The organism is Burkholderia sp. AU30198, assembly GCF_020419825.1.
Classification (GTDB): domain Bacteria; phylum Pseudomonadota; class Gammaproteobacteria; order Burkholderiales; family Burkholderiaceae; genus Burkholderia.
This window is the reverse complement of record NZ_JAIZSA010000010.1, coordinates 65,561-84,587: the sequence shown is the minus strand read 5'-3', so window position 1 is coordinate 84,587 and position 19,027 is coordinate 65,561. Positions and strand designations below refer to the sequence as shown.

Here is a 19,027-nt window from a genome sequence, read left to right as displayed (position 1 = left end):
CCGGAATTGCTGTCTTTTTCGGACGGCCGCACGTGGCGCCGCGCACCCGCTTATACTCGGCCCATCATGAGCCTCTCCCTTTCCGCCCCGCCCGTCGATCACCCCGCCGCCCTGGCTGGCGGCGATGTGCCGTTCGGCCTGCAGTCGGTCTGCCGCACGCTCGCCGACGCGAACGCGACGCTCGAGCGCTTCGCGTGGCTCGGCGACCATCTCGCGATCGCCGAATGGACGCGGATCACCGACGAAAGCGAGACGGTCTACGAACAGCCCGGCCACCATACGCTGTCGTGCTACCTCGACGGCGGCTACCGGACGGAACGCCAGCGCGTGCCGCGCTACGGCGCGCCGAGCCTGCTGTGCGCGCTGCCGGGCGACCATGAATCGCGCTGGTGGGTGCGCGGCGAGATGCACTTCATCCACCTGTATTTCCTGCCCGAACACTTCACGCAGCGCGCGATCCGCGAACTCGACCGCGAGCCGCGCGAGCTGAAGCTCGCCGACCGCACTTACTTCGAGGATGCGCGCGTCGCCACGCTGCTGCGTTCGCTGGCACTCGACGGCTGGGACGATGCCGACGAACGGCTGCGCGTGAACGAGACCGCGCACGAGGTGCTGAGCCTGCTGCTGCGCGGACAGAGCACGACGCGCACCGACACGTCGTTCCGCGGCGGGCTCGCGCCGGCCGTGCGCCGCCGCGTGCGCGACTACATCGACACCTACCTGACGCAGCCGCTGACGCTCGGCGAACTCGCCGACGTCGCCGCGCTGTCCGAATACCACTTCTCGCGGATGTTCCGGCTGTCGTTCGGCCGCGCGCCGCACGCGTGGGTGGCCGAGCAACGCCTGGCGCGAGCGCGCGAGTTGCTGCGCATGACGGCGCTGCCGCTCGCGCAGATCGCCGCCGACTGCGGCTATGCGAACGCCGGCCACTTCAGCCATCGCTTTCGCGACGCGCACGGCACGACGCCGAATACGTACCGGCGCGCGATGCAGGGCCGCTGAGCGCGGCCCCTCTCGTCGTTTCGCGGCTTACGCGCCGCGCCGCGACAGTTCCTGTTCGAGCGCCGCGACACCGGCCGGCAGATCGACCGGCACCTTCAGGTCGACCATCGTGCGGCCGAACGCGTGCAGCGTGCGGAACAGGTTGTGTTCGCGGCACTGCTCGCCCATCTGGCCGATCCGCACGATCGGCAACCCGAACGAGCCCGAAATCTCGACCTGGTACTGCTTCGAGATATGGCCGCAGACCATCCCGGGCGTAAGCCCCTCAGGCGTCTCGATCCCGACCACCGAATTGAGCCGGCAGTCTTTCGGCGCGTAAAGCTTGAGCCCCATCGCCTCGACACCCGCCTGCAGCGCGAGCGAGCAGCGCAGGTGGCGCGCGAAGCGGCTTTCGAGCGTTTCCGCGCAGACGAGCCGCAGCGCCTCGTGCAGCGCGAGCACGCCCGACACCGGCGCCGTGTAGTGATAGCCCGCGTTGTGCCAGAAGTTTTCCGCGAGCGCCATGTCGAGGCACCAGTGCGCATTCGGCTCGGGGCGCTGCTTCATCCGGTTCCAGGCGGCGTCGGAGAACGCGATCAGCGACACGCCCGGGATCGACGACAGCCCCTTCTGCCCGCCGGTGATCACCGCGTCGATGCCCCACGCGTCCATTTCGAGCGGCATCGTCGACAGCGTGCACACCGCATCGACGACCACCAGCGCACCGGCCGCCTTCGCGAGCGCCGCGATGTCGCGCAGGTCGCGGTTCCACACTGTGTTCGACGTCTCGCCCTGCACGATCGTGACGATCTCGGGCCGCTCGCGGGCGATTGCGTCGGCGATCTCGTCGAGACTCGCGACCGCGCGGTCGGCCACTTCGAGCGTCGAAACGTCGGCGCCGACGCGCGTGGCCATCTCGGCCATCCGCGCGCTGAAGAAGCCGTTGCGGATCGACAGCACGCGCGTCCCGCGCCAAGCGAGGTTCGAGATCGCCATTTCCATGGCGGCCGAACCGGGGCCCGCGACGCCGAGCACCCACTTCGTGCGGGTCTGGAACACGTAGCGCGCCATCTCCTTCACTTGCTCGATGATCTTCGCCATCGTCGCGCCGAGGTGGTTGATCACGATCGTGTTCGCCTTCGCGACAGCGGCCGGGATCGGAACCGGGCCGGCCCCCATCATCAGCAGCGGTTCTTCGGGCAGGATCGCGTCGAGCGGCACGACGACGGGACAGGGAATCGGCGAGTAATCGATGGACATGGCTGGTAAAAAGTGAGGAAAGGAAGTGCACGGGCGCCCGCCGCACGACATGGCGAACTGATCGATCATTCCGCGTTCCGCCGCCTCGCGCAAGAGGCACGCGCGACCGGACAGCACGACGCTGGCCCGGTCGCCGAACCGGGCCAGCCGGCCGTGCGCGGATCGCACGGCCAGCCATCCGGATTGAAAAAGGATTGCCGGCCAGGTTGTGAAACGGTTCCATTCGTGCGGCAAGCACACGATTTACTTCGTCAATAACACCGCGATTCGCCGAGACCGCCGGTTCAGCGCAACTTTGTATCGAGCGAAATAGACCGAATCCATGCTAAAAATCGTGGCACGGAATCCGATACGAAAAATCCGGGCACGGACGAAAAACATCTATTATTCTGGCATGTATTGGGGCCTGCTTCCCGTCAATACCGGAACAAGCCCACCAGAATTTATTGCAACCTATTGATTAACATGGGAAATATTCGCAGACCCCATGCTTATTCGAATACCCTGCCGTCTTTGAACGGCAGGCATGCGAGACAGCGCCGGGTTTAACGCGTTACCCCCGATTTCGATTTTCCGCAACCCGCCCCTTTTCTCAGGTTGACGGATATCGCTTCCGTATTGAACAATCGTCTGCGGAATCGAAAAAAGCGATTTTTCGATACGAGGGAGAACTGGGTGTCGCGCGATGCGCTTTCTGGGTTGCGCGACGAAAAACCACAACCATAATCAATCAACCGGGCCAGAAATACGCAAGCCATGAACCAGATTCAGACCATGCGTGTATTCGTCTGCGTCGCCGAGCAGCAGAGCTTCCGGCGCGCGGCGCACCATCTCGGCGTGTCCAATGCACTCGTCACGCGTTCGATCGCGATGCTCGAGGGCCACCTGAACACACGGCTGATCCACCGCACCACGCGCAACCTGTCGCTCACCGAGGCCGGCGTGCGCTACCTCGACGGGTGCCGCGCGCTGCTCGAGGAATTCGACCACCTCGAATCGTCCGTCGCGCATGCCGTGCGCGAACCGGCCGGCACGCTGCGCGTCGTCGCGTCGGGCCTGCTGTCGCCGCTTGCGCTGACGCCGCTCGTCAGCAGCTTCCGGCACCGCTACCCCGAGTTGCGCGTGCAGCTGACCGTCGCCGAAGGGCCGCTCGACGTGCTCGATTCGGGTTACGACGTCGGCATCGTCACGGGCAACCGGCTCGACGGCAACCCGACGCTGATCGGCCATGCACTCGCCCCGAACCCGTTCGTCGCGGTCGCGGCGCCGGCCTATCTCGAGCGACGCGGCGAGCCGCGCCTGCCCGACGACCTGCCGGGCCACGACTGGGTCACGCTCGCGCCGCACCAGCATGCGCCCGCGTGGCAACTGGTCGGCCACGACGGCGTCGCGCATTCCGTCACGGTGCGCCCTGCCTGCACGGTCAACCAGCTCGCGCTCGTCCACGCGGCGGCCGTGGCCGGTGCCGGCATCGCGGTGCTGCCCGAGCCGTGCGTCGCCAACGCGCTCGCCAGCGGCACGCTCGTGCGGCTGATGGCCGGCTACCGGATCGACGATCCCGACACGCAGCTGTCGCTCGTCTACCCGAACCGCCAGTACGTACCGGCCCGCACGCGCAGCTTCGTCGAGCACGCGCTCGATCACTTCAGTGCGCAACCGGCCCGCGAACGCACCGACTACGGCTTCCTGCGGCCGTCGCGCGGGCCCGACCGCTCCGACATCGTCACGGGGCTGCAGTAAACTGCGCGCGTCAGCTTTCGGAGGTGCAGCGTGCGCGTGATCCTGTTCAGCAGCCGGCAGTACGACGACGATTCGTTTGCTGCCGCCAACCGGCGGTTCGGCTATCGGCTGCACTTCCAGCCGTCGCACCTCGACGCGGAAACCGCGATCCTTGCGCACGGCTATGACGTCGTCTGTCCGTTCGTCAACGACACCGTCGACGCGGCGGTGCTCGAACGGCTGGCGGACGGCGGCACGCGCCTGATCGCGCTGCGCTCGGCGGGCTTCAACCATGTCGACCTGGCCGCCGCCGAGCGGCTCGGCATCACGGTCGTGCGCGTGCCCGCATACTCGCCGCACGCGGTGGCCGAGCACGCGGTCGCGCTGATCCTCGCACTCAACCGCCGCCTGCCGCGCGCCGTCGCGCGCACCCGCGAAGGCGACTTCTCGCTGAACGGCCTGCTCGGCTTCGACCTGCATGGCAAGACCGTCGGCGTGATCGGCACCGGCATCATCGGCAGCGTGTTCGCGAAGATCATGATGGGCTTCGGGATGCATGTGCTCGCGCACTCGGTGCCGCCTTACAACGACGAGCTGATCGCGTACGGCGCGCATTATGTGGAGCTCGACGAGCTGCTGCACCACGCCGACATCGTCAGCCTGCACTGCCCGCTGCTGCCGTCGACGCACCATCTGATCAACGAGCGGACGCTCGCACGGATGAAGCACGGCGCGATGCTGATCAACACCGGGCGCGGCGGCCTCGTCGATGCGCAGGCGCTGGTCGATGCGCTCAAGAGCGGCCAGCTCGGCCATCTCGGGCTCGACGTGTACGAAGAGGAAAGCGGACTCTTCTTCGAGGATCACTCCGACCTGCCGCTGCAGGACGACGTGCTCGCGCGCCTGCTGACGTTCCCGAACGTGATCGTCACGTCGCACCAGGCGTTCTTCACGCGCGAGGCGCTCGCCGAGATCGCGCACACCACACTGCTGAACATCGAGGCGTGGCATGCGGGCACACCGCAGAACGTCGTGACGGCGAATCGCTGACAAATCGACGAAACCGGCCCATTTCACGGCTAGCGGCGACTTCGCAATCGTTTGCTTTTGTTCGTCGCTGAAAATGCGACCTTTTACATCAACAATTCCGCACTTTGTTTCGAATGATGTAACGCGGCTCGCGCGCGGTCTGCTATCGTTGCGCCGACGTCATCCCCTGCTTGTGCCGCCCATGCGTTTCGACGACTCCGACATCGCCGCCGTCTACCGCGCCATTTTCGAACGGCGCGACATGCGTCACTTCACGCCGGCGCCCGTCGATCCGGCCGTGCTCGCACGGTTGCTGCGCGCGGCGCATCACGCGCCGAGCGTCGGCTTCATGCAGCCGTGGCGTTTCATCCGCATCACCGATCCCGCGCTGCGCACCGCGATCCACGCGCTGGTCGAGGCCGAGCGCCGCGCGACCGCCGACGCGCTCGGCGAGCGCCAGGACGAATTCATGCGGCTGAAGGTCGAAGGCGTGCGCGAATGCGGTGAGCTGCTGGTCGTCGCGCTCGCCGACGGCCGCGAACGCCACGTGTTCGGCCGCCGCACGCTGCCGGAGATGGATCTCGCGTCCGCCGCGTGCGCGATCCAGAACATGTGGCTCGCGGCCCGCGCCGAAGGGCTCGGGATGGGCTGGGTATCGCTGTTCGACGTCGACGCGCTGCGCACGCTGCTGCGGATGCCCGACGGTGCGAAGCCGATCGCCGTGCTGTGCGTCGGGCACGTCGACGCGTTCTATGCGAAGCCGATGCTCGAGCAGGAGCGTTGGGCTGCGCGGATGCCGATCGAAGCGTGCCTGTTCGAAAATGGCTGGGACGATCCGGCCGCGATCGATGCCGCCGGCTCGCCGTCGTCGTCCGTGGACGCGGACTCGGCAACAGACACCGGCATCGACGCGGCAAGCGCATTGCCCACCCTTGCCGACGGCTCCCCCGAACACATCGCCTGACGAGCACCCTGCCGCTGCCGCCGCCATCGCTCCGCCCGCGGCACATTCGCCGCCGCAAAACTCGTCGAATCCCACACTGTGAGCTTCACGCGCACCGCCCCGTCGCACGCCGGCAACAACCATTTTGGCCCCAAGCATAGGGGTTTTCACTGAAGTAGAATCGCGGCTGTCGTTCGCCTTACCGTCCGCCCGTCCCGCGCATCCTGCGCCCGCCCGAGCGGCGGCTTTTCCCGAGCCTACCGCGATGCCCTTACCTCTTTTCGCCCTCGCCGTCGCCGCATTTGGAATCGGTACCACCGAGTTCGTGATCATGGGGCTGCTGCCCAATGTCGCGCGCGACCTCGGCGTGTCGATCCCGGCCGCCGGCATGCTCGTGTCCGGCTATGCGCTCGGCGTGACGATCGGTGCGCCGATCCTCGCGATCGTCACCGCGAAGATGCCGCGCAAGCGTGCGCTGATGGGCCTGATCGGGCTGTTCATCGCGGGCAACCTGTTCTGCGCGATCGCGCCGGGCTATGCGGTGCTGATGGCCGCGCGGGTCGTCACCGCGTTCTGCCACGGCGCGTTCTTCGGGATCGGCTCGGTGGTCGCGAGCAACCTCGTCGCGCCGAACCGTCGCGCGCAGGCGATCGCGCTGATGTTCACCGGCCTCACGCTCGCGAACGTGCTCGGCGTGCCGCTCGGCACCGCGCTCGGCCAGGCATACGGCTGGCGCGCGACGTTCTGGGCCGTCACCGGCATCGGCATCGCCGCGGCCGCCGCGCTCGCCGTCTGCCTGCCGAAGAACCTCGCGATGCCCGACACCAGCATCACGCGCGAATTCAGCGTGCTGAAACATCCGCAGGTGCTGATGGTGCTCGGCATCAGCGTGCTTGCATCGGCCAGCCTGTTCAGCGTGTTTACGTACATCACGCCGATCCTCGAGGACGTGACGGGCTTCTCGCCACGCCAGGTCACCTACGTGCTGCTGCTGTTCGGCCTCGGGCTGACGGTCGGCGGCACGCTCGGCGGCAAGCTCGCCGACTGGCGCCGGATGCCGTCGCTGATCGCGACGCTCGCATTGATCGGCGTGATCCTCGCGGTGTTCGCGGGCACGATGCACCTGCCGTTCGCCGCGCTCGCGACGATCTTCGTGTGGGGCATCCTCGCGTTCGCGATCGTGCCGCCGCTGCAGATCCTGATCGTCGACCGCGCCAGCGACGCGCCGAACCTCGCGTCGACGCTGAACCAGGGCGCGTTCAACCTCGGCAACGCGACCGGCGCGTGGCTCGGCGGGATGGCGATCGGCTCCGGCGTGTCGCTCGTGAACCTGCCGTGGGTCGGCGTCGCGATGGCTGTCGCCGCACTCGCGCTCACGCTGTGGTCGGCATCGCTCGAACGCCGCCCGGTGACCGTGCCGACCGAATACGTGTAACGCAACCCGGTTGAGATCGTTGCGTGCACAACTCCACTCGAAGCTGATGGCCTTCATGGACCTTTCAAGGTCCGAGGTGTAGCATCGCGCCCGATGAAAGCCATTCTTAATCGCGATTTCCTCGCACTCATTCTGAGCGTCGCGGTCGTCGGTCTCGGCACCGGCGCCACGCTGCCGCTCACCGCGCTCGCGCTGACCGAAGCCGGACACGGCACCAACGTCGTCGGCATGCTGACGGCCGCGCAGGCGCTCGGCGGCCTCGCGATCGTCCCGTTCGTCACCGCGCTCGCGCGGCATATCGGCTCGCGCCGCGCGATCGTCGTGTCGGTCGTGCTGCTCGCGGCGGCTACCGCATTGATGCAGTTCACGTCGAATCTGATCCTGTGGGGCGTGCTGCGCGTGCTGTGCGGCGCCGCGCTGATGCTGCTGTTTACGATCGGTGAAGCGTGGGTCAACCAGCTCGCCGACGATTCGACGCGCGGCCGCGTCGTCGCGATCTACGCGACCAACTTCACGCTGTTCCAGATGGCAGGCCCCGTGCTCGTGAGCCAGATCGCGGGCGCGACGAGCATCCGCTTCGCGCTGTGCGGCGCGCTGTTCCTGCTCGCGCTGCCGACGCTCGCGACGATCCGGCGCGCGCCGCTCGCCGGCGACGACGCGCATCACGCGCAGCACGATCACTGGCTCGCCGTGCTGCCGCGCATGCCCGCGCTGATCATCGGCACCGGCTTCTTCGCGCTGTTCGACACGCTTGCGCTGTCGCTGCTGCCGCTCTACGCGATGGATCACGGCGTCGCGAGTGCGACGGCCGTGCTGCTCGCGTCGATCATGCTGTTCGGCGATACCGCGATGCAGTTCCCCATCGGCTGGCTCGCGGACAAGCTCGGCCGCGAGCGCGTGCACCTCGGCGCGGGCTGGATCGTGCTCGCCGGCCTGCCGCTGCTGCCGTTCGTCATCGCGAATCCGTGGCTGTGCTGGCCGCTGCTGTTCGTGCTCGGCGCGGCGGCCGGCAGCATCTACACGCTGTCGCTCGTCGCGTGCGGCCAACGCTTCCGCGGTGCGGCGCTCGTCACCGCGAGCTCGCTCGTGTCGGCGTCGTGGAGCGCCGCGAGCTTCGGCGGCCCGCTGGTCGCAGGCGCACTGATGGAACAACTGGGCAGCAACGCGCTGGTCGGCGTGCTGGTCGTCTGCGTCGCGGCATTCGTCGCGGCCGCGCTGTGGGAGCGCCGCGCCGCGTTGCAGCGCGCGGTCTGATGCCGGCGCGCGAGCACACCGCAGCGCGCCACCCCAATGACGACGGCGCGAACACGCGCTGCCCGGCCACGGATACGCCGATCACACAGCATAAGCGACGACGGCCCGCACAATGCGGGCCGTCGTATTCATGGTCGCACTACGTTGCGCGTTACGCCTTCAACGCCGGCAGGATCTTCCCGACACACGCGCCGAAGCCGACGCGATAGCCGTCGCCCTGGCACCAGCCGGCGAGCGTGAGCTCGTCGCCATCCTCGATGAACGCGCGGCTGCCGCCACCATTCAGCGCAACCGGCTCCTTGCCGTTCCACGTCAGTTCGAGCAGGCTGCCGAACGAATCCTTCGTCGGCCCGCTGATCGTGCCCGAACCCATCAGGTCGCCCACCCGCGTGTTGCAGCCGGCGACCGTGTGATGCGCGAGCTGCTGCGCCATCGTCCAGTACATGTGCTTGAAGTTCGTGCGGCTGATCGACGTTGCTTCGGCCGCCCCTTCCTCGCGCAGTGTCACTTCCAGCGCGATGTCGAACGCATGCTTGCCTGCGTGCTGCAGATACGCGAGCGGCTGCGGCGACTGTTCGGGCTGCGCGACGCGGAACGGTTCGAGCGCGTCGAGCGTGACGATCCACGGCGAGATCGTCGTCGCGAACGTCTTCGCGTTGAACGGGCCGAGCGGCACGTATTCCCACTGCTGGATGTCGCGCGCGCTCCAGTCGTTCAGCAGCACCATCCCGAAGATATGCGCTTCCGCGTCCTCGCACGCGATCGGTTCGCCGAGCGCGTTGCCCTGACCGACGACGAAGCCCGTCTCCAGTTCGATATCGAGCTTGCGGCATGCGCCGAACACCGGGCGCTCCTGGTCGGGCAGCTTCAGTTGCCCGTTCGGGCGCCGCACCGGCGTGCCGCTCACGACCACCGACGATGCGCGGCCGTTGTAGCCGATCGGCATCTCCGACCAGTTCGGCAGCAGTGCATTCTTCGGATCACGGAACATCGAGCCGACGTTGGTCGCGTGCTCCTTCGACGAATAGAAATCGGTATAGCCGGGAATGTCGACCGGCAGATGCAGCGTCGCGTCGCGCTGCGCGACGAGCACCTGTGCGCGCAGCGCCGTATCGTCGCGCAACCGCGCGTTGTCGCGCGATAACAAATCAGACAGCTGCACGCGCACGCTGCGCCATGCGTCGCGGCCCAGCGCGATGAACGCGTTGAGCGTCGGCGCGGCGAACGCATCGGTGCCGGCCGGCAGCGTCACGAGGCCCGCGCGCGCGAGCGCCGCGAGATCGACGATCTGGTCGCCGAGCGCCACGCCCGCACGGCGCGACGCTTGCTTCGCATCGCTGAAGATCCCGAACGGCAGGTTCTGGATCGGGAAATCGCAGGCGGGATCGTTCGCCGTCTCGACCCAGCTCTTGCGGGCCGGGTCGAGCGTCGCGCGCCAGTCTTGGGTATCGCTCATCGTTGCTCCGGATTGAAATGTTTCTTGATGCCTTGCCAGCATTCGAAGTAGTCGGCCTGCAGCTGCGCGGTGTCGAGCGCATAGCGCGTCGGCCGGATCAGCGTGCGGGTTTCGAACATGAACGCCATCGTCGCGTCGACCTTGTGCGGCTTCGTCGTGTCGCTCGCGGACGCCTTCTCGAACGTGTCCGCGTCGGGCCCGTGGCCCGACATGCAGTTGTGCAGGCTCGCGCCGCCCGGCACGAAGCCTTCGGCCTTCGCGTCGTATGCGCCGTGCACGAGCCCCATGAATTCGCTCGCGACGTTGCGGTGGAACCAGGGCGGGCGGAACGTATCCTCGGCCGCGAGCCAGCGCGGCGGGAAGATCACGAAGTCGATCGTGTCGACACCCGGCGTATCGCTCTGCGACTGCAGCACCAGGAAGATCGACGGATCGGGATGGTCATAGCTGATCGAGCCGATCGTGTTGAACAGGCGCAGGTCGTACTTGCAAGGCGCGTAGTTGCCGTGCCACGCGACGACGTCGAGCGGCGAATGGCCGATGTCCGCACGCCACAGGCGGCCGTTCAGCTTCGCGATCAGCTCGAACGCACCTTCGCGGTCTTCGTACGCGGCTTGCGGCGTCAGGAAGTCGCGCGGGTTCGCGAGACCGTTCGAGCCGATCGGGCCGAGATCCGGCAGACGCAGTTGCGCACCGAAGTTTTCGCAGATGTAGCCGCGCGCGTCGCCGTCGGGCAGCGCGACGGAAAAACGCACGCCGCGCGGGATCACCGCGATCTCGAACGGCTCGACGTCGAGCCGGCCGAATTCGGTCGCGATGAAGAGTCGCCCCTGCTGCGGCACGATCAGCAGTTCGCCGTCCGCGCTGTAGAAGAAGCGGTCCTGCATCGAGCGGTTCGCGGCATACAGGTGAATCGCGCAGCCGTTCATCGCGGCGGCCGAGCCGTTACCGGCCATCGTCACCAGCCCGTCGACGAAATCGGTCGGATCGACCGGCATCGGCAGCGGATCCCAGCGCAGCTGGTTCGGCGACGTCGGCGGCACGTCGACCGAATCGCCGAATTCCGACACGAGCCGCTGCGGGCCCGCGTACGGCTCGAACGGCCGGTGCACGGCCGCCGGGCGGATGCGGTACAGCCACGAGCGGCGGTTGTGGCCGCGCGGTGCGGTAAACGCGGTGCCCGACAGCTGCTCCGCGTACAGCCCGTACGGCGCGCGCTGCGGCGAGTTGCGGCCGTGCGGCAACGCGCCGGGCAGTGCCTCGGTCGCGAATTCGTTCGCGAAACCGCTCAGGTAGCCGGCGGTCGCCGGTTTCGACAGGTCAAGCGTCATCGTTTCCTTTCTCCCTCAATTCATCGCGGCGTTCGGCGCCTGCGCGCCGTTGCGCCGCGTCACACCGGCAAGCCCGAGGACGAACAGCGCCGAGCACAGCACGGGCACCGCGGCCGCGTGGAACAGCGCACCGTTCGACCAGTTGAGCGCAATCAGTTGTCCGCCGACGAGCGGCCCGAGCACCGAGCCGATCCGGCCGATGCCGAGACTCCAGCCGATGCCCGTCGAGCGCAGCGACGTCGGGTAATACTGGCCCGCGAGCGCGTTGACGGCCGGCTGCCCGCCGACCACGCAGAACCCGCCCGCGAACACCACCACCAGCAGCCACGGCAGCGCATGCGCGACCGAGCCGATCAACCCCACCGACACGGCCGCGCACGCGAAGCATGCGAACAGCACGCGCACGAAGCCGTGGCGTTCGATGAACCAGCCGAGCGACAGCGTGCCGATCACGCCGCCCGTCTGCAGCACCGTGCCGACGATTACCGCCGTGCCGGGCGAATAGCCCGCATCGCGCATCACGGTCGGCAGCCAGTTCGACAGGAAATACAGATCGATCAGGTTCATGAAGCTGATCGCCCACAGCAGCAGCGTGACCGGCAGGCGGCCGTGGCTGAACAGCTCGGCGACCGGCGCGCCAGTCGCGGCGCGCTCGCGCACGACGAGCCGCGTATTCGCATCGATGCCGGCCTGCGGCGCGAAACGCGCGAGCCAGTCGCGCGCCTGCGAGACACGCCCTTTCAGCACCAGGAACTGCAGCGACTCGGGCAGCCGCGCGGCCATCGCGATCGTCAGCACGAGCGGCACCGCGCCGCCGACGAAGAACACCGACCGCCAGCCGAGCGCCGGAATCAGCGCGGCGCTGATGAAGCCGCCGAGCGCCGCGCCGAGCGTGAAACCGCACGACACGATCATCATCCGCTTCACGCGATGCGCAGCCGGGCTGAACTCGCCGACCAGCGCCATCGCATTCGGCATGATGCAGCCGAGGCCGAGGCCCGTGACGAAGCGCAGCGCCATCAGCACCGGGATCGAGCCCGCGAACGGCGTCGCGAGCATCGTCACCGCGAAGAACAGCGTCGAGCCGATCAGCACCGGGCGCCGCCCGATCCGGTCGGCCAGCACCGACAGCCCGAGCGCGCCGAGCAGCATCCCGAACAGGCTCGCACTGAACACGGGCCCGAGCGCCTGCTTCGGCACGCCCCATTCGGCGATCACGCTCGGCGCGACGTAGCCCATCGCCTGCGCATCGAAACCGTCGATCACGAGGCACAGCCCGCACAACACGAGCAACATCCAGTGAAAGCCCGGGCGATGGGTCTCGTCGATCACGTACTCGACTTCGAGCACGCGCGGGTCGGCCGGCGCCGCACTCATTGCGCGACCTCGGCGGCCGGATGCACGGGCGGCGTCACGCCCTGGCGCGCGAGCGTCATCGCTTCGCGCAGCACGTCGGCGTCGCCGATCTGGTTCGCGAGCAGCAGGATCAGCTTCGCGTTGACGAGCTGGCTGTCGGCGTCGGACAGGTCGCGATGCATGTCGATCAGCGCTTCGTAGAACGCGTCCGGGTCAGCCAGGCGCGGGCGGGTGTCGAGTGAGGGCATGACGGTGTCTCCGGTGTCTTTATCGTATTCAGCGTGCGCAGGTCGCGCGCGCCAGTGCGTCGGCAAGCGCCTGACGGTCGAGCGCGCGCGTGCGGGCGCAGACATGCTGGTCGGGGCGCAACAGGTAGAACGTGCCGGGCTGCGCGTCGTAGCGTTGCGCGGCGAAGCCGTCGACGTCCTCCACGACGTCGACACCCGCGACCGGCTGCGCGTGCCCGGCCGGCACGACGAGCACCGGGCGCACCGGCAGCGCGAGGCCATCGAGCGCCTGCGCAAGCGCGGCCGCATCGCCCGGCAAGCCGAACAGCACGCCGGTGAAGCCGCTGCCCAGATGCTGCAGCAGCCAGCCCGACGCGCCCTGCACACGCACCGGGGCATCGGCCGCCGCCGCGCCCGGGCGCATCGCGCAAGCAAATGCGTCGCCGTTGCGGTCCGGCGTGTTCAGCGGCGAATCGGCCAGCACCGCCGGCACCGACAGGCGGCCACTGTTCACGAGCTTGCGCGCGAATTCGCAGTCGCGCGCGAGCTTCAGCGTCGCGTCGCGGAACACGCGCGACACCGGGCTCTTCGGCGTGATGAAGTCGGTCGAGCGCGTCGAGTTGCGGATGTTCTCGTCGGCCGCGAACTCGCGCTCGCTCGCATAGGTATCGAGCAGGCTGTCGGCCGAACGGCCATCGAGCACGAGCTTCAGCTTCCAGGCGAGGTTGTCGGCATCCTGCACGCCGCTGTTCGCGCCGCGCGCGCCGAACGGCGACACGCCGTGCGCGGAATCGCCCGCGAACAGCACGCGGCCATGCCGGAACGACTCCATCCGCTGGCAGCGGAACGTATAGACGCTCACCCATTCGAGTTCGAACTCGACGTCCGGCCCGAGCAGCGCGCGTACGCGCGGGATCACGCGTTCCGGCTGCTTCTCCGCGACGGGGTCGGCATCCCAGCCGAGCTGGAAGTCGATACGCCACACGTTGTCGGGCTGGCGATGCAGCAGCACCGACTGATTGGGGTGGAACGGCGGATCGAACCAGAACCAGCGCTCGGTCGGAAACTCCGCCTTCATCTTCACGTCGGCGATCAGGAAGCGGTCCTTGAACGTGCGGCCGTGGCTTTCGAGGCCCATCATCGTGCGCATCGGGCTGCGCGAGCCGTCGGCCGCGATCACGTACTGCGCGCGCAGCGTCGCGATGCCTTCCGGCGTCTCGATCGTCACCACCGCGTGCTCGGCCGATTGCTCGACGCCCGTCACCTTGTGTTTCCAGCGAATGTCGATGTTCGGCAACTCGAACGCGCGGTCGGCCAGGTAGCCTTCGACGTAGTACTGCTGCAGGTTGATGAACGCGGGGCGCGCATGCCCTTCCTCGGGCAGCAGGTCGAACGCGTAGAGCTGCTCGTCCTGCAGGAACACCTTGCCGACGTGCCAGCTCACGCCCTTGTCGACGAAACGTTCGCCGCAACCGAGCCGGTCGAAGATCTCGAGCGTGCGCTTCGCGAAGCAGATCGCGCGCGAGCCGGTCGACAGCGTATCGTCGTCGTCGAGCAGCACGACGGGTACGCCCTGCTGCGCGAGGTCGATCGCGGCCGCGAGCCCCACCGGGCCCGCGCCGACGACGATCACCGGGTGAACGGCGGTGTCCTGCGCACGCGCGCGGTATTCGAACTTCAGCGTCTGGTAATCGATGCTCATGGTCGCCATCCGCTCCTCAACCCTGCCGGGCGCGCGCCGGCACGCCCGTCATCCCGCCTGTCGCCTGCCGGCGCGCCGCGCCGCCGTCCCGCGTGCAATTCCTGTCAACCGCCACGTCTCGCTCCTTGCTTCCTGTTGATTCGTGAACGGCGCCGTTTCGCGGCGCCCGCATGCCGCATTTCTTGATCGGCGACAAATCTTGGATTTACGAATAGTAAAACCAATTACGAATAGTAAAATCAACGTAAACCCTAGGCGAAGCGTCAAGGACGGGATAACCATATGAACGAAACGCCAAGCCGAGCTTGGCCGGCGCTGCTAATATCAAGCTACGAGGCGGCCCGTTCGGCCGCCGTTTTTCCTTCTTACGCCGATGATTCCGCCCACCATTCCCGAGCTGGTCGCCCGTGCCGGGCAACTGCCGTATCTGCGGGATCACCTCGCGCTCGCCGATGGCGGCACCGCAAGCGCGAACCTGCCCGAGCGCACGCTCGGCAGCGCCTACGAACCGATCTACGACGTGACGATGCCCGGTGCGCCGCAATCGACGTCGTTCGCCGACACGATTGAGCGCTATGGCGACGAGCTCGGCTTCCAGGCCGTCACGCTGGTGACGGGTACGCCGCACGATCCGGTCGACTCGGCCGTCGACGACCAGACGCTCGTCGCGATCGACCGCCTGTCGCGCTCGCTGCACGCGATCAACTTCTTCGGTGCACAACGCCACGGGCTGCTGTTCCTGCGCGTGCACGAACGGCTGCTGAAGAGCGTGAAGTACGACCACGGCAAGCATTTCTCGTCGGTGCTGCAGCGCTTCGGGCTGCCGACCGAGCGGATCGTGATCGAGTTGCCGGCGGTCGCGGTCGCGCACAAGACCTTCCTCGGCTACCTGACGCGCAGCTACCAGCATCACGGCTTCAAGGTCGCGGACAAGCTGCCCGACCCGGGCCGCATCCTCGCGGTCGAATCGGAGATGGCGCGCCCCGACTACATCAAGATGGATGCGGGCATCGCGTTGCGCGACGGGATGGTCAAGGCGCTCGTCGCGTATGCGCAGCGCGTGCGGATTCCGCTGATCTTCGACGGCGTGGTCGACGAAACGCAGTGCGAGCTGCTGCGCCAGCACGACGTGCGGTTCATGCAGGGGCCCGTGTTTGCGAAGGTCGTGACGGCCTGAGCCTGAGTGGACAAGGTGATCCGCACACGCGGGGCGTCGCGTGTCGAAGGTGGAATACAGGTGATGTGACGGGGGATCAGGCCGCCTGGCTTGCCCCGTCGCCCGATGTCCGGCGGGGTTGTTGCCGGCCTCGCGGAAAAACCGGCTTCGCAAGCGCCCTTCGTTTCCGGCACAGTCGGTGCCGGCGGTTACCGCTTACGCCCTTCCGCCATCGTCATACTTGGGCAGATCGTCGTCGATCTCGATGCCCGGAAAGCGATCCCCATACCAGACATGCCAGGCCGGGCGCAGCCGCGACGGCTCGTCGAGCGTCGCGCAATTGATCTCGACCGTTTTGGGCGCATCGCTGACCCGGTATTCGAGCTGCGCGCCGCAGCGGCCGCAGAAGCGTCGCTCGCCCCACGCGCTCGACGCGTAGACCGTCGGCTCACCTTGCAGGTAAGCGAACGCGTCGATCGGCACCGATGCCGACGCGACGACCGCCGCGCCGGTCGTGCGCTGGCAGAGCCGGCAGTGGCAGAAACCGGCGTCGGCCGGAACATGGGCGATCCGGTACCGGATCGCGCCACATGCGCATCCGCCTTCCATCGGTTCTGCGTGAGACATGGCCACAACCTCTTCGTCGGTGAGCTGGCGAACGATCATGCGCGCGGTTCGCCTGCGGCACAACCGCCGGCGGTGATGCCGCCCTCGCCCGTGACCGCCTGGACCGACGACGGCACCCGTACCGCGCGCCGCCGTGCTCAGGCCGTCTGCCCGAGCCGTTGCGCAAGTGCCCTCAGCTTCGGCCCGATCTGCGTCCGGAACACGTCCTCGCCCATCGACGACGCGGGGCCGCTGCAGCTCAGGATCAGCCAGCGCCCCTCGCGCGGCTCGCGAAACGGTACGGCCGCCGCGTTGACGTCCATGTGCCACGCCCGGAACGAATAGCAACAGCCGCCCGCCGAGAACTCGGCCACTGCCTGCTGCGCGGCCGCGACGAGCGCATCGGCGTCGGCCGCGCCGCCCGCCGCGCGGTGCAGCTCCGCATAGAGCGCGCGGCGCACGTCCTCCGTCTGCACGGCCAGGTATGCGCGCCCCATCGAGCTCGTCAGCATCGACAGCCGCGAACCAGGCGCGAGCCCGAGTGTCAGCGCGGTCTCGCTGCGGATCGTCTCCAGATAGATCATGTCGAGCCCGTCGCGGCAGCCGAGCGACACGGCCGCGCCGATGTCGCGCGCAAGCGCCTGCATGTGCGGCCGCGCGAGGTCGATCGTCCCCGAACCCGACAGCAGCGCGTAGCCGAGCGACAGCACGCCGGCGTCGAGCGCATACTTTCCGAGCGTCTCGTCGTAGCGCAGGTAGCCGAGCACGGTCAGCGTGTAAGCGAGCCGGTTCACGGTCGCCTTTGGGAGCCCCGTGCGCTCCGCGAAGTCGCGGTTGCCGAGCATCGTCTCGCCCGGCCGGAATGCGCGCAGCAGGTCGAGCCCGCGCGCGAGCGCGACGACGAACTTGCGTTCGTCGATCGTGGTTTCGTCGATGGTTGAAAGTGTCATCTGGTGCTACACTGGGTTCGATTTGCAAAACATTGTTCCGCACAGCGGAACTTCCGTCAAGCAAACTCTCAGGCATGGAACCCGGCTGAATCAGGGACCGACCGCAAAGCAAGGGCTCGAGTGAGCACTGAAACGCCAGCTTGGGCCGACTGCAAAGCATGGGGCCCGAGCAAGCGCTGAAACGCCAGCTTGGACCGACCGCAAAGCATGGGACCCGAGCAAGCGCTGAAGCGCCAACTCGGGCCGACCGCAAAGCATGGGACCCGAGTAAGCGCTAAAGCGCTAACTCGGGTCGACCGCAAAGCATGGGACCCGAGTAAGCGCTAAAGCGCTAACTCGGGTCGACAGGAGATGAGACGATGAGTGCTGCAACTTTTCATTGGGACGATCCGCTGCTGCTCAACCAGCAACTGACCGACGAAGAGCGGATGGTGCGCGATGCCGCGCAGGCGTACGCGCAGGACAAGCTCGCGCCGCGCGTCACCGAAGCGTTCCGCCACGAGCGTACCGACGCCGAAATCTTCCGCGAGATGGGCGAAGTCGGCCTGCTCGGCCCGACGATTCCCGAGGAATACGGCGGCCCCGGCCTCAATTACGTGAGCTACGGGCTGATCGCCCGCGAAGTCGAACGCGTCGATTCCGGCTACCGGTCGATGATGTCCGTGCAGTCGTCGCTCGTGATGGTGCCGATTCACGAATTCGGCTCCGACGCGCAGAAGCAGAAATACCTGCCGAAGCTCGCGACCGGCGAATGGATCGGCTGCTTCGGGCTGACCGAGCCGAACCACGGCTCCGATCCGGGCAGCATGGTCACCCGCGCCAAGAAAGTGCCCGGCGGCTACTCGCTGTCCGGCGCGAAGATGTGGATCACGAACTCGCCGATCGCCGACGTGTTCGTCGTGTGGGCGAAGCTGGAAGAGAACGGCAAGGACGCAATCCGCGGCTTCATCCTCGAGAAAGGCTGGAAAGGCCTGTCGGCACCCGCGATCCACGGCAAGGTCGGGTTGCGCGCATCGATCACCGGCGAGATCGTCCTCGACGAGGTGTTCGTGCCGGAAGAGAACCTGATGCCGAACGTGAGCGGCCTGCGCGGCCCGTTCACATGCCTGAACTCGGCCCGCTACGGGATCGCATGGGGCGCGCTCGGCGCCGCCGAGTCCTGCTGGCACACCGCGCGCCAGTATGTGCTCGACCGTCATCAGTTCGGCCGGCCGCTCGCCGCGAACCAGCTGATCCAGAAGAAGCTGGCGGACATGCAGACTGAAATCACGCTCGGCCTGCAAGGCGTGTTGCGCCTTGGCCGGATGAAGGACGAAGGCACTGCGGCCGTCGAGATCACGTCGATCATGAAGCGCAATTCGTGCGGCAAGTCGCTCGACATCGCCCGGCTCGCGCGCGACATGCTCGGCGGCAACGGCATCTCCGACGAATTCGGCGTCGCACGCCACCTCGTGAACCTCGAAGTGGTCAACACGTACGAAGGCACGCACGACATCCACGCGCTGATCCTCGGCCGCGCGCAAACAGGCATCCAGGCGTTCTTCTGATCGTCCAGATGCGGCGTGCGCGGCAGCCATGCTGCGCACGAGCACACGCAAAATGACACGGCCCGCCCGGCATGA

The 19,027-nt window shown here is 67.5% G+C and carries 16 protein-coding genes; 8 read left to right on the top strand and 8 right to left on the bottom strand.

Annotation, left to right across the window (positions count from 1 at the left end; genetic code table 11):
* The first annotated feature begins 66 nt into the window (after positions 1–66).
* A complete protein-coding gene (locus LGN19_RS21970) occupies positions 67–1,002 on the top strand; it encodes an AraC family transcriptional regulator (protein WP_226217078.1) in 936 nt (311 codons plus the stop codon).
* Positions 1,003–1,029: 27 nt separating this feature from the next.
* On the opposite strand, the gene LGN19_RS21965 is transcribed toward LGN19_RS21970, so the two are convergent.
* Complete coding sequence (locus LGN19_RS21965; protein WP_122944602.1) at positions 1,030–2,241, bottom strand: pyridoxal-phosphate-dependent aminotransferase family protein; 1,212 nt, start codon at positions 2,239–2,241, stop codon at positions 1,030–1,032.
* A 756-nt stretch (positions 2,242–2,997) separates the two neighbouring features.
* Here LGN19_RS21965 and LGN19_RS21960 point away from each other — a divergent pair.
* The 5 genes from LGN19_RS21960 to LGN19_RS21940 all read left to right on the top strand — a co-directional run bounded on the left by LGN19_RS21960 (position 2,998) and on the right by LGN19_RS21940 (position 8,621).
* Complete coding sequence (locus tag LGN19_RS21960; RefSeq protein WP_122944600.1) at positions 2,998–3,981, top strand: LysR family transcriptional regulator; 984 nt, start codon at positions 2,998–3,000, stop codon at positions 3,979–3,981.
* 30 nt (positions 3,982–4,011) lie between these two features.
* Positions 4,012–5,010 carry a 2-hydroxyacid dehydrogenase gene (locus tag LGN19_RS21955; RefSeq protein ID WP_226217077.1) on the top strand — a complete coding sequence of 333 codons (999 nt, stop codon included), beginning with the start codon at positions 4,012–4,014 and terminating at the stop codon, positions 5,008–5,010.
* 181 nt (positions 5,011–5,191) lie between these two features.
* Positions 5,192–5,953, top strand: coding sequence for a 5,6-dimethylbenzimidazole synthase (gene bluB, locus LGN19_RS21950; RefSeq protein ID WP_226217075.1), 762 nt, complete (start codon positions 5,192–5,194; stop codon positions 5,951–5,953).
* A gap of 244 nt (positions 5,954–6,197) precedes the next feature.
* Positions 6,198–7,367 (top strand): MFS transporter, encoded by a 1,170-nt coding sequence (locus LGN19_RS21945; protein ID WP_226217073.1) that lies wholly within the window; start codon positions 6,198–6,200, stop codon positions 7,365–7,367.
* 93 nt (positions 7,368–7,460) lie between these two features.
* Positions 7,461–8,621 carry an MFS transporter gene (locus LGN19_RS21940; protein ID WP_122944596.1) on the top strand — a complete coding sequence of 387 codons (1,161 nt, stop codon included), beginning with the start codon at positions 7,461–7,463 and terminating at the stop codon, positions 8,619–8,621.
* A gap of 151 nt (positions 8,622–8,772) precedes the next feature.
* Here the strand turns inward: LGN19_RS21940 and fahA are convergent, their stop codons facing one another.
* From fahA to LGN19_RS21915, 5 genes are read right to left on the bottom strand one after another with little or no spacing between them, the layout of a single operon-like run.
* Positions 8,773–10,077, bottom strand: coding sequence for a fumarylacetoacetase (gene fahA / locus LGN19_RS21935; protein ID WP_226217072.1), 1,305 nt, complete (start codon positions 10,075–10,077; stop codon positions 8,773–8,775).
* Positions 10,074–11,408 (bottom strand): homogentisate 1,2-dioxygenase, encoded by a 1,335-nt coding sequence (gene hmgA, locus LGN19_RS21930; protein ID WP_122944594.1) that lies wholly within the window; start codon positions 11,406–11,408, stop codon positions 10,074–10,076. Before hmgA ends, fahA begins: the two co-directional genes overlap by 4 nt.
* Positions 11,409–11,423: 15 nt before the next feature.
* Positions 11,424–12,785: an MFS transporter gene (locus LGN19_RS21925; protein ID WP_226217070.1), complete on the bottom strand. Its 1,362-nt coding sequence runs from the start codon at positions 12,783–12,785 to the stop codon at positions 11,424–11,426.
* On the bottom strand, positions 12,782–13,012 hold the full coding sequence (locus tag LGN19_RS21920) for a DUF2783 domain-containing protein (RefSeq protein ID WP_043189394.1): 231 nt from the start codon (positions 13,010–13,012) through the stop codon (positions 12,782–12,784). Before LGN19_RS21920 ends, LGN19_RS21925 begins: the two co-directional genes overlap by 4 nt.
* Before the next feature lie 28 nt (positions 13,013–13,040).
* Entirely contained in the window at positions 13,041–14,702 is a 1,662-nt protein-coding gene (locus LGN19_RS21915) for an FAD-dependent oxidoreductase (RefSeq protein WP_174976829.1), read from the bottom strand.
* 364 nt (positions 14,703–15,066) lie between these two features.
* On the opposite strand from LGN19_RS21915, the gene LGN19_RS21910 reads away from it, so the two are divergent.
* Positions 15,067–15,870 carry an EAL domain-containing protein gene (locus LGN19_RS21910; RefSeq protein WP_226217068.1) on the top strand — a complete coding sequence of 268 codons (804 nt, stop codon included), beginning with the start codon at positions 15,067–15,069 and terminating at the stop codon, positions 15,868–15,870.
* A 195-nt stretch (positions 15,871–16,065) separates the two neighbouring features.
* On the opposite strand, the gene LGN19_RS21905 is transcribed toward LGN19_RS21910, so the two are convergent.
* Positions 16,066–16,476 (bottom strand): GFA family protein, encoded by a 411-nt coding sequence (locus LGN19_RS21905; RefSeq protein ID WP_122946606.1) that lies wholly within the window; start codon positions 16,474–16,476, stop codon positions 16,066–16,068.
* 137 nt (positions 16,477–16,613) lie between these two features.
* Positions 16,614–17,405 (bottom strand): IclR family transcriptional regulator, encoded by a 792-nt coding sequence (locus LGN19_RS21900; protein WP_226217067.1) that lies wholly within the window; start codon positions 17,403–17,405, stop codon positions 16,614–16,616.
* A gap of 359 nt (positions 17,406–17,764) precedes the next feature.
* Here LGN19_RS21900 and LGN19_RS21895 point away from each other — a divergent pair, with 359 nt between their 5' ends.
* Complete coding sequence (locus tag LGN19_RS21895; RefSeq protein WP_122944589.1) at positions 17,765–18,952, top strand: acyl-CoA dehydrogenase; 1,188 nt, start codon at positions 17,765–17,767, stop codon at positions 18,950–18,952.
* Positions 18,953–19,027: the final 75 nt, after the last annotated feature.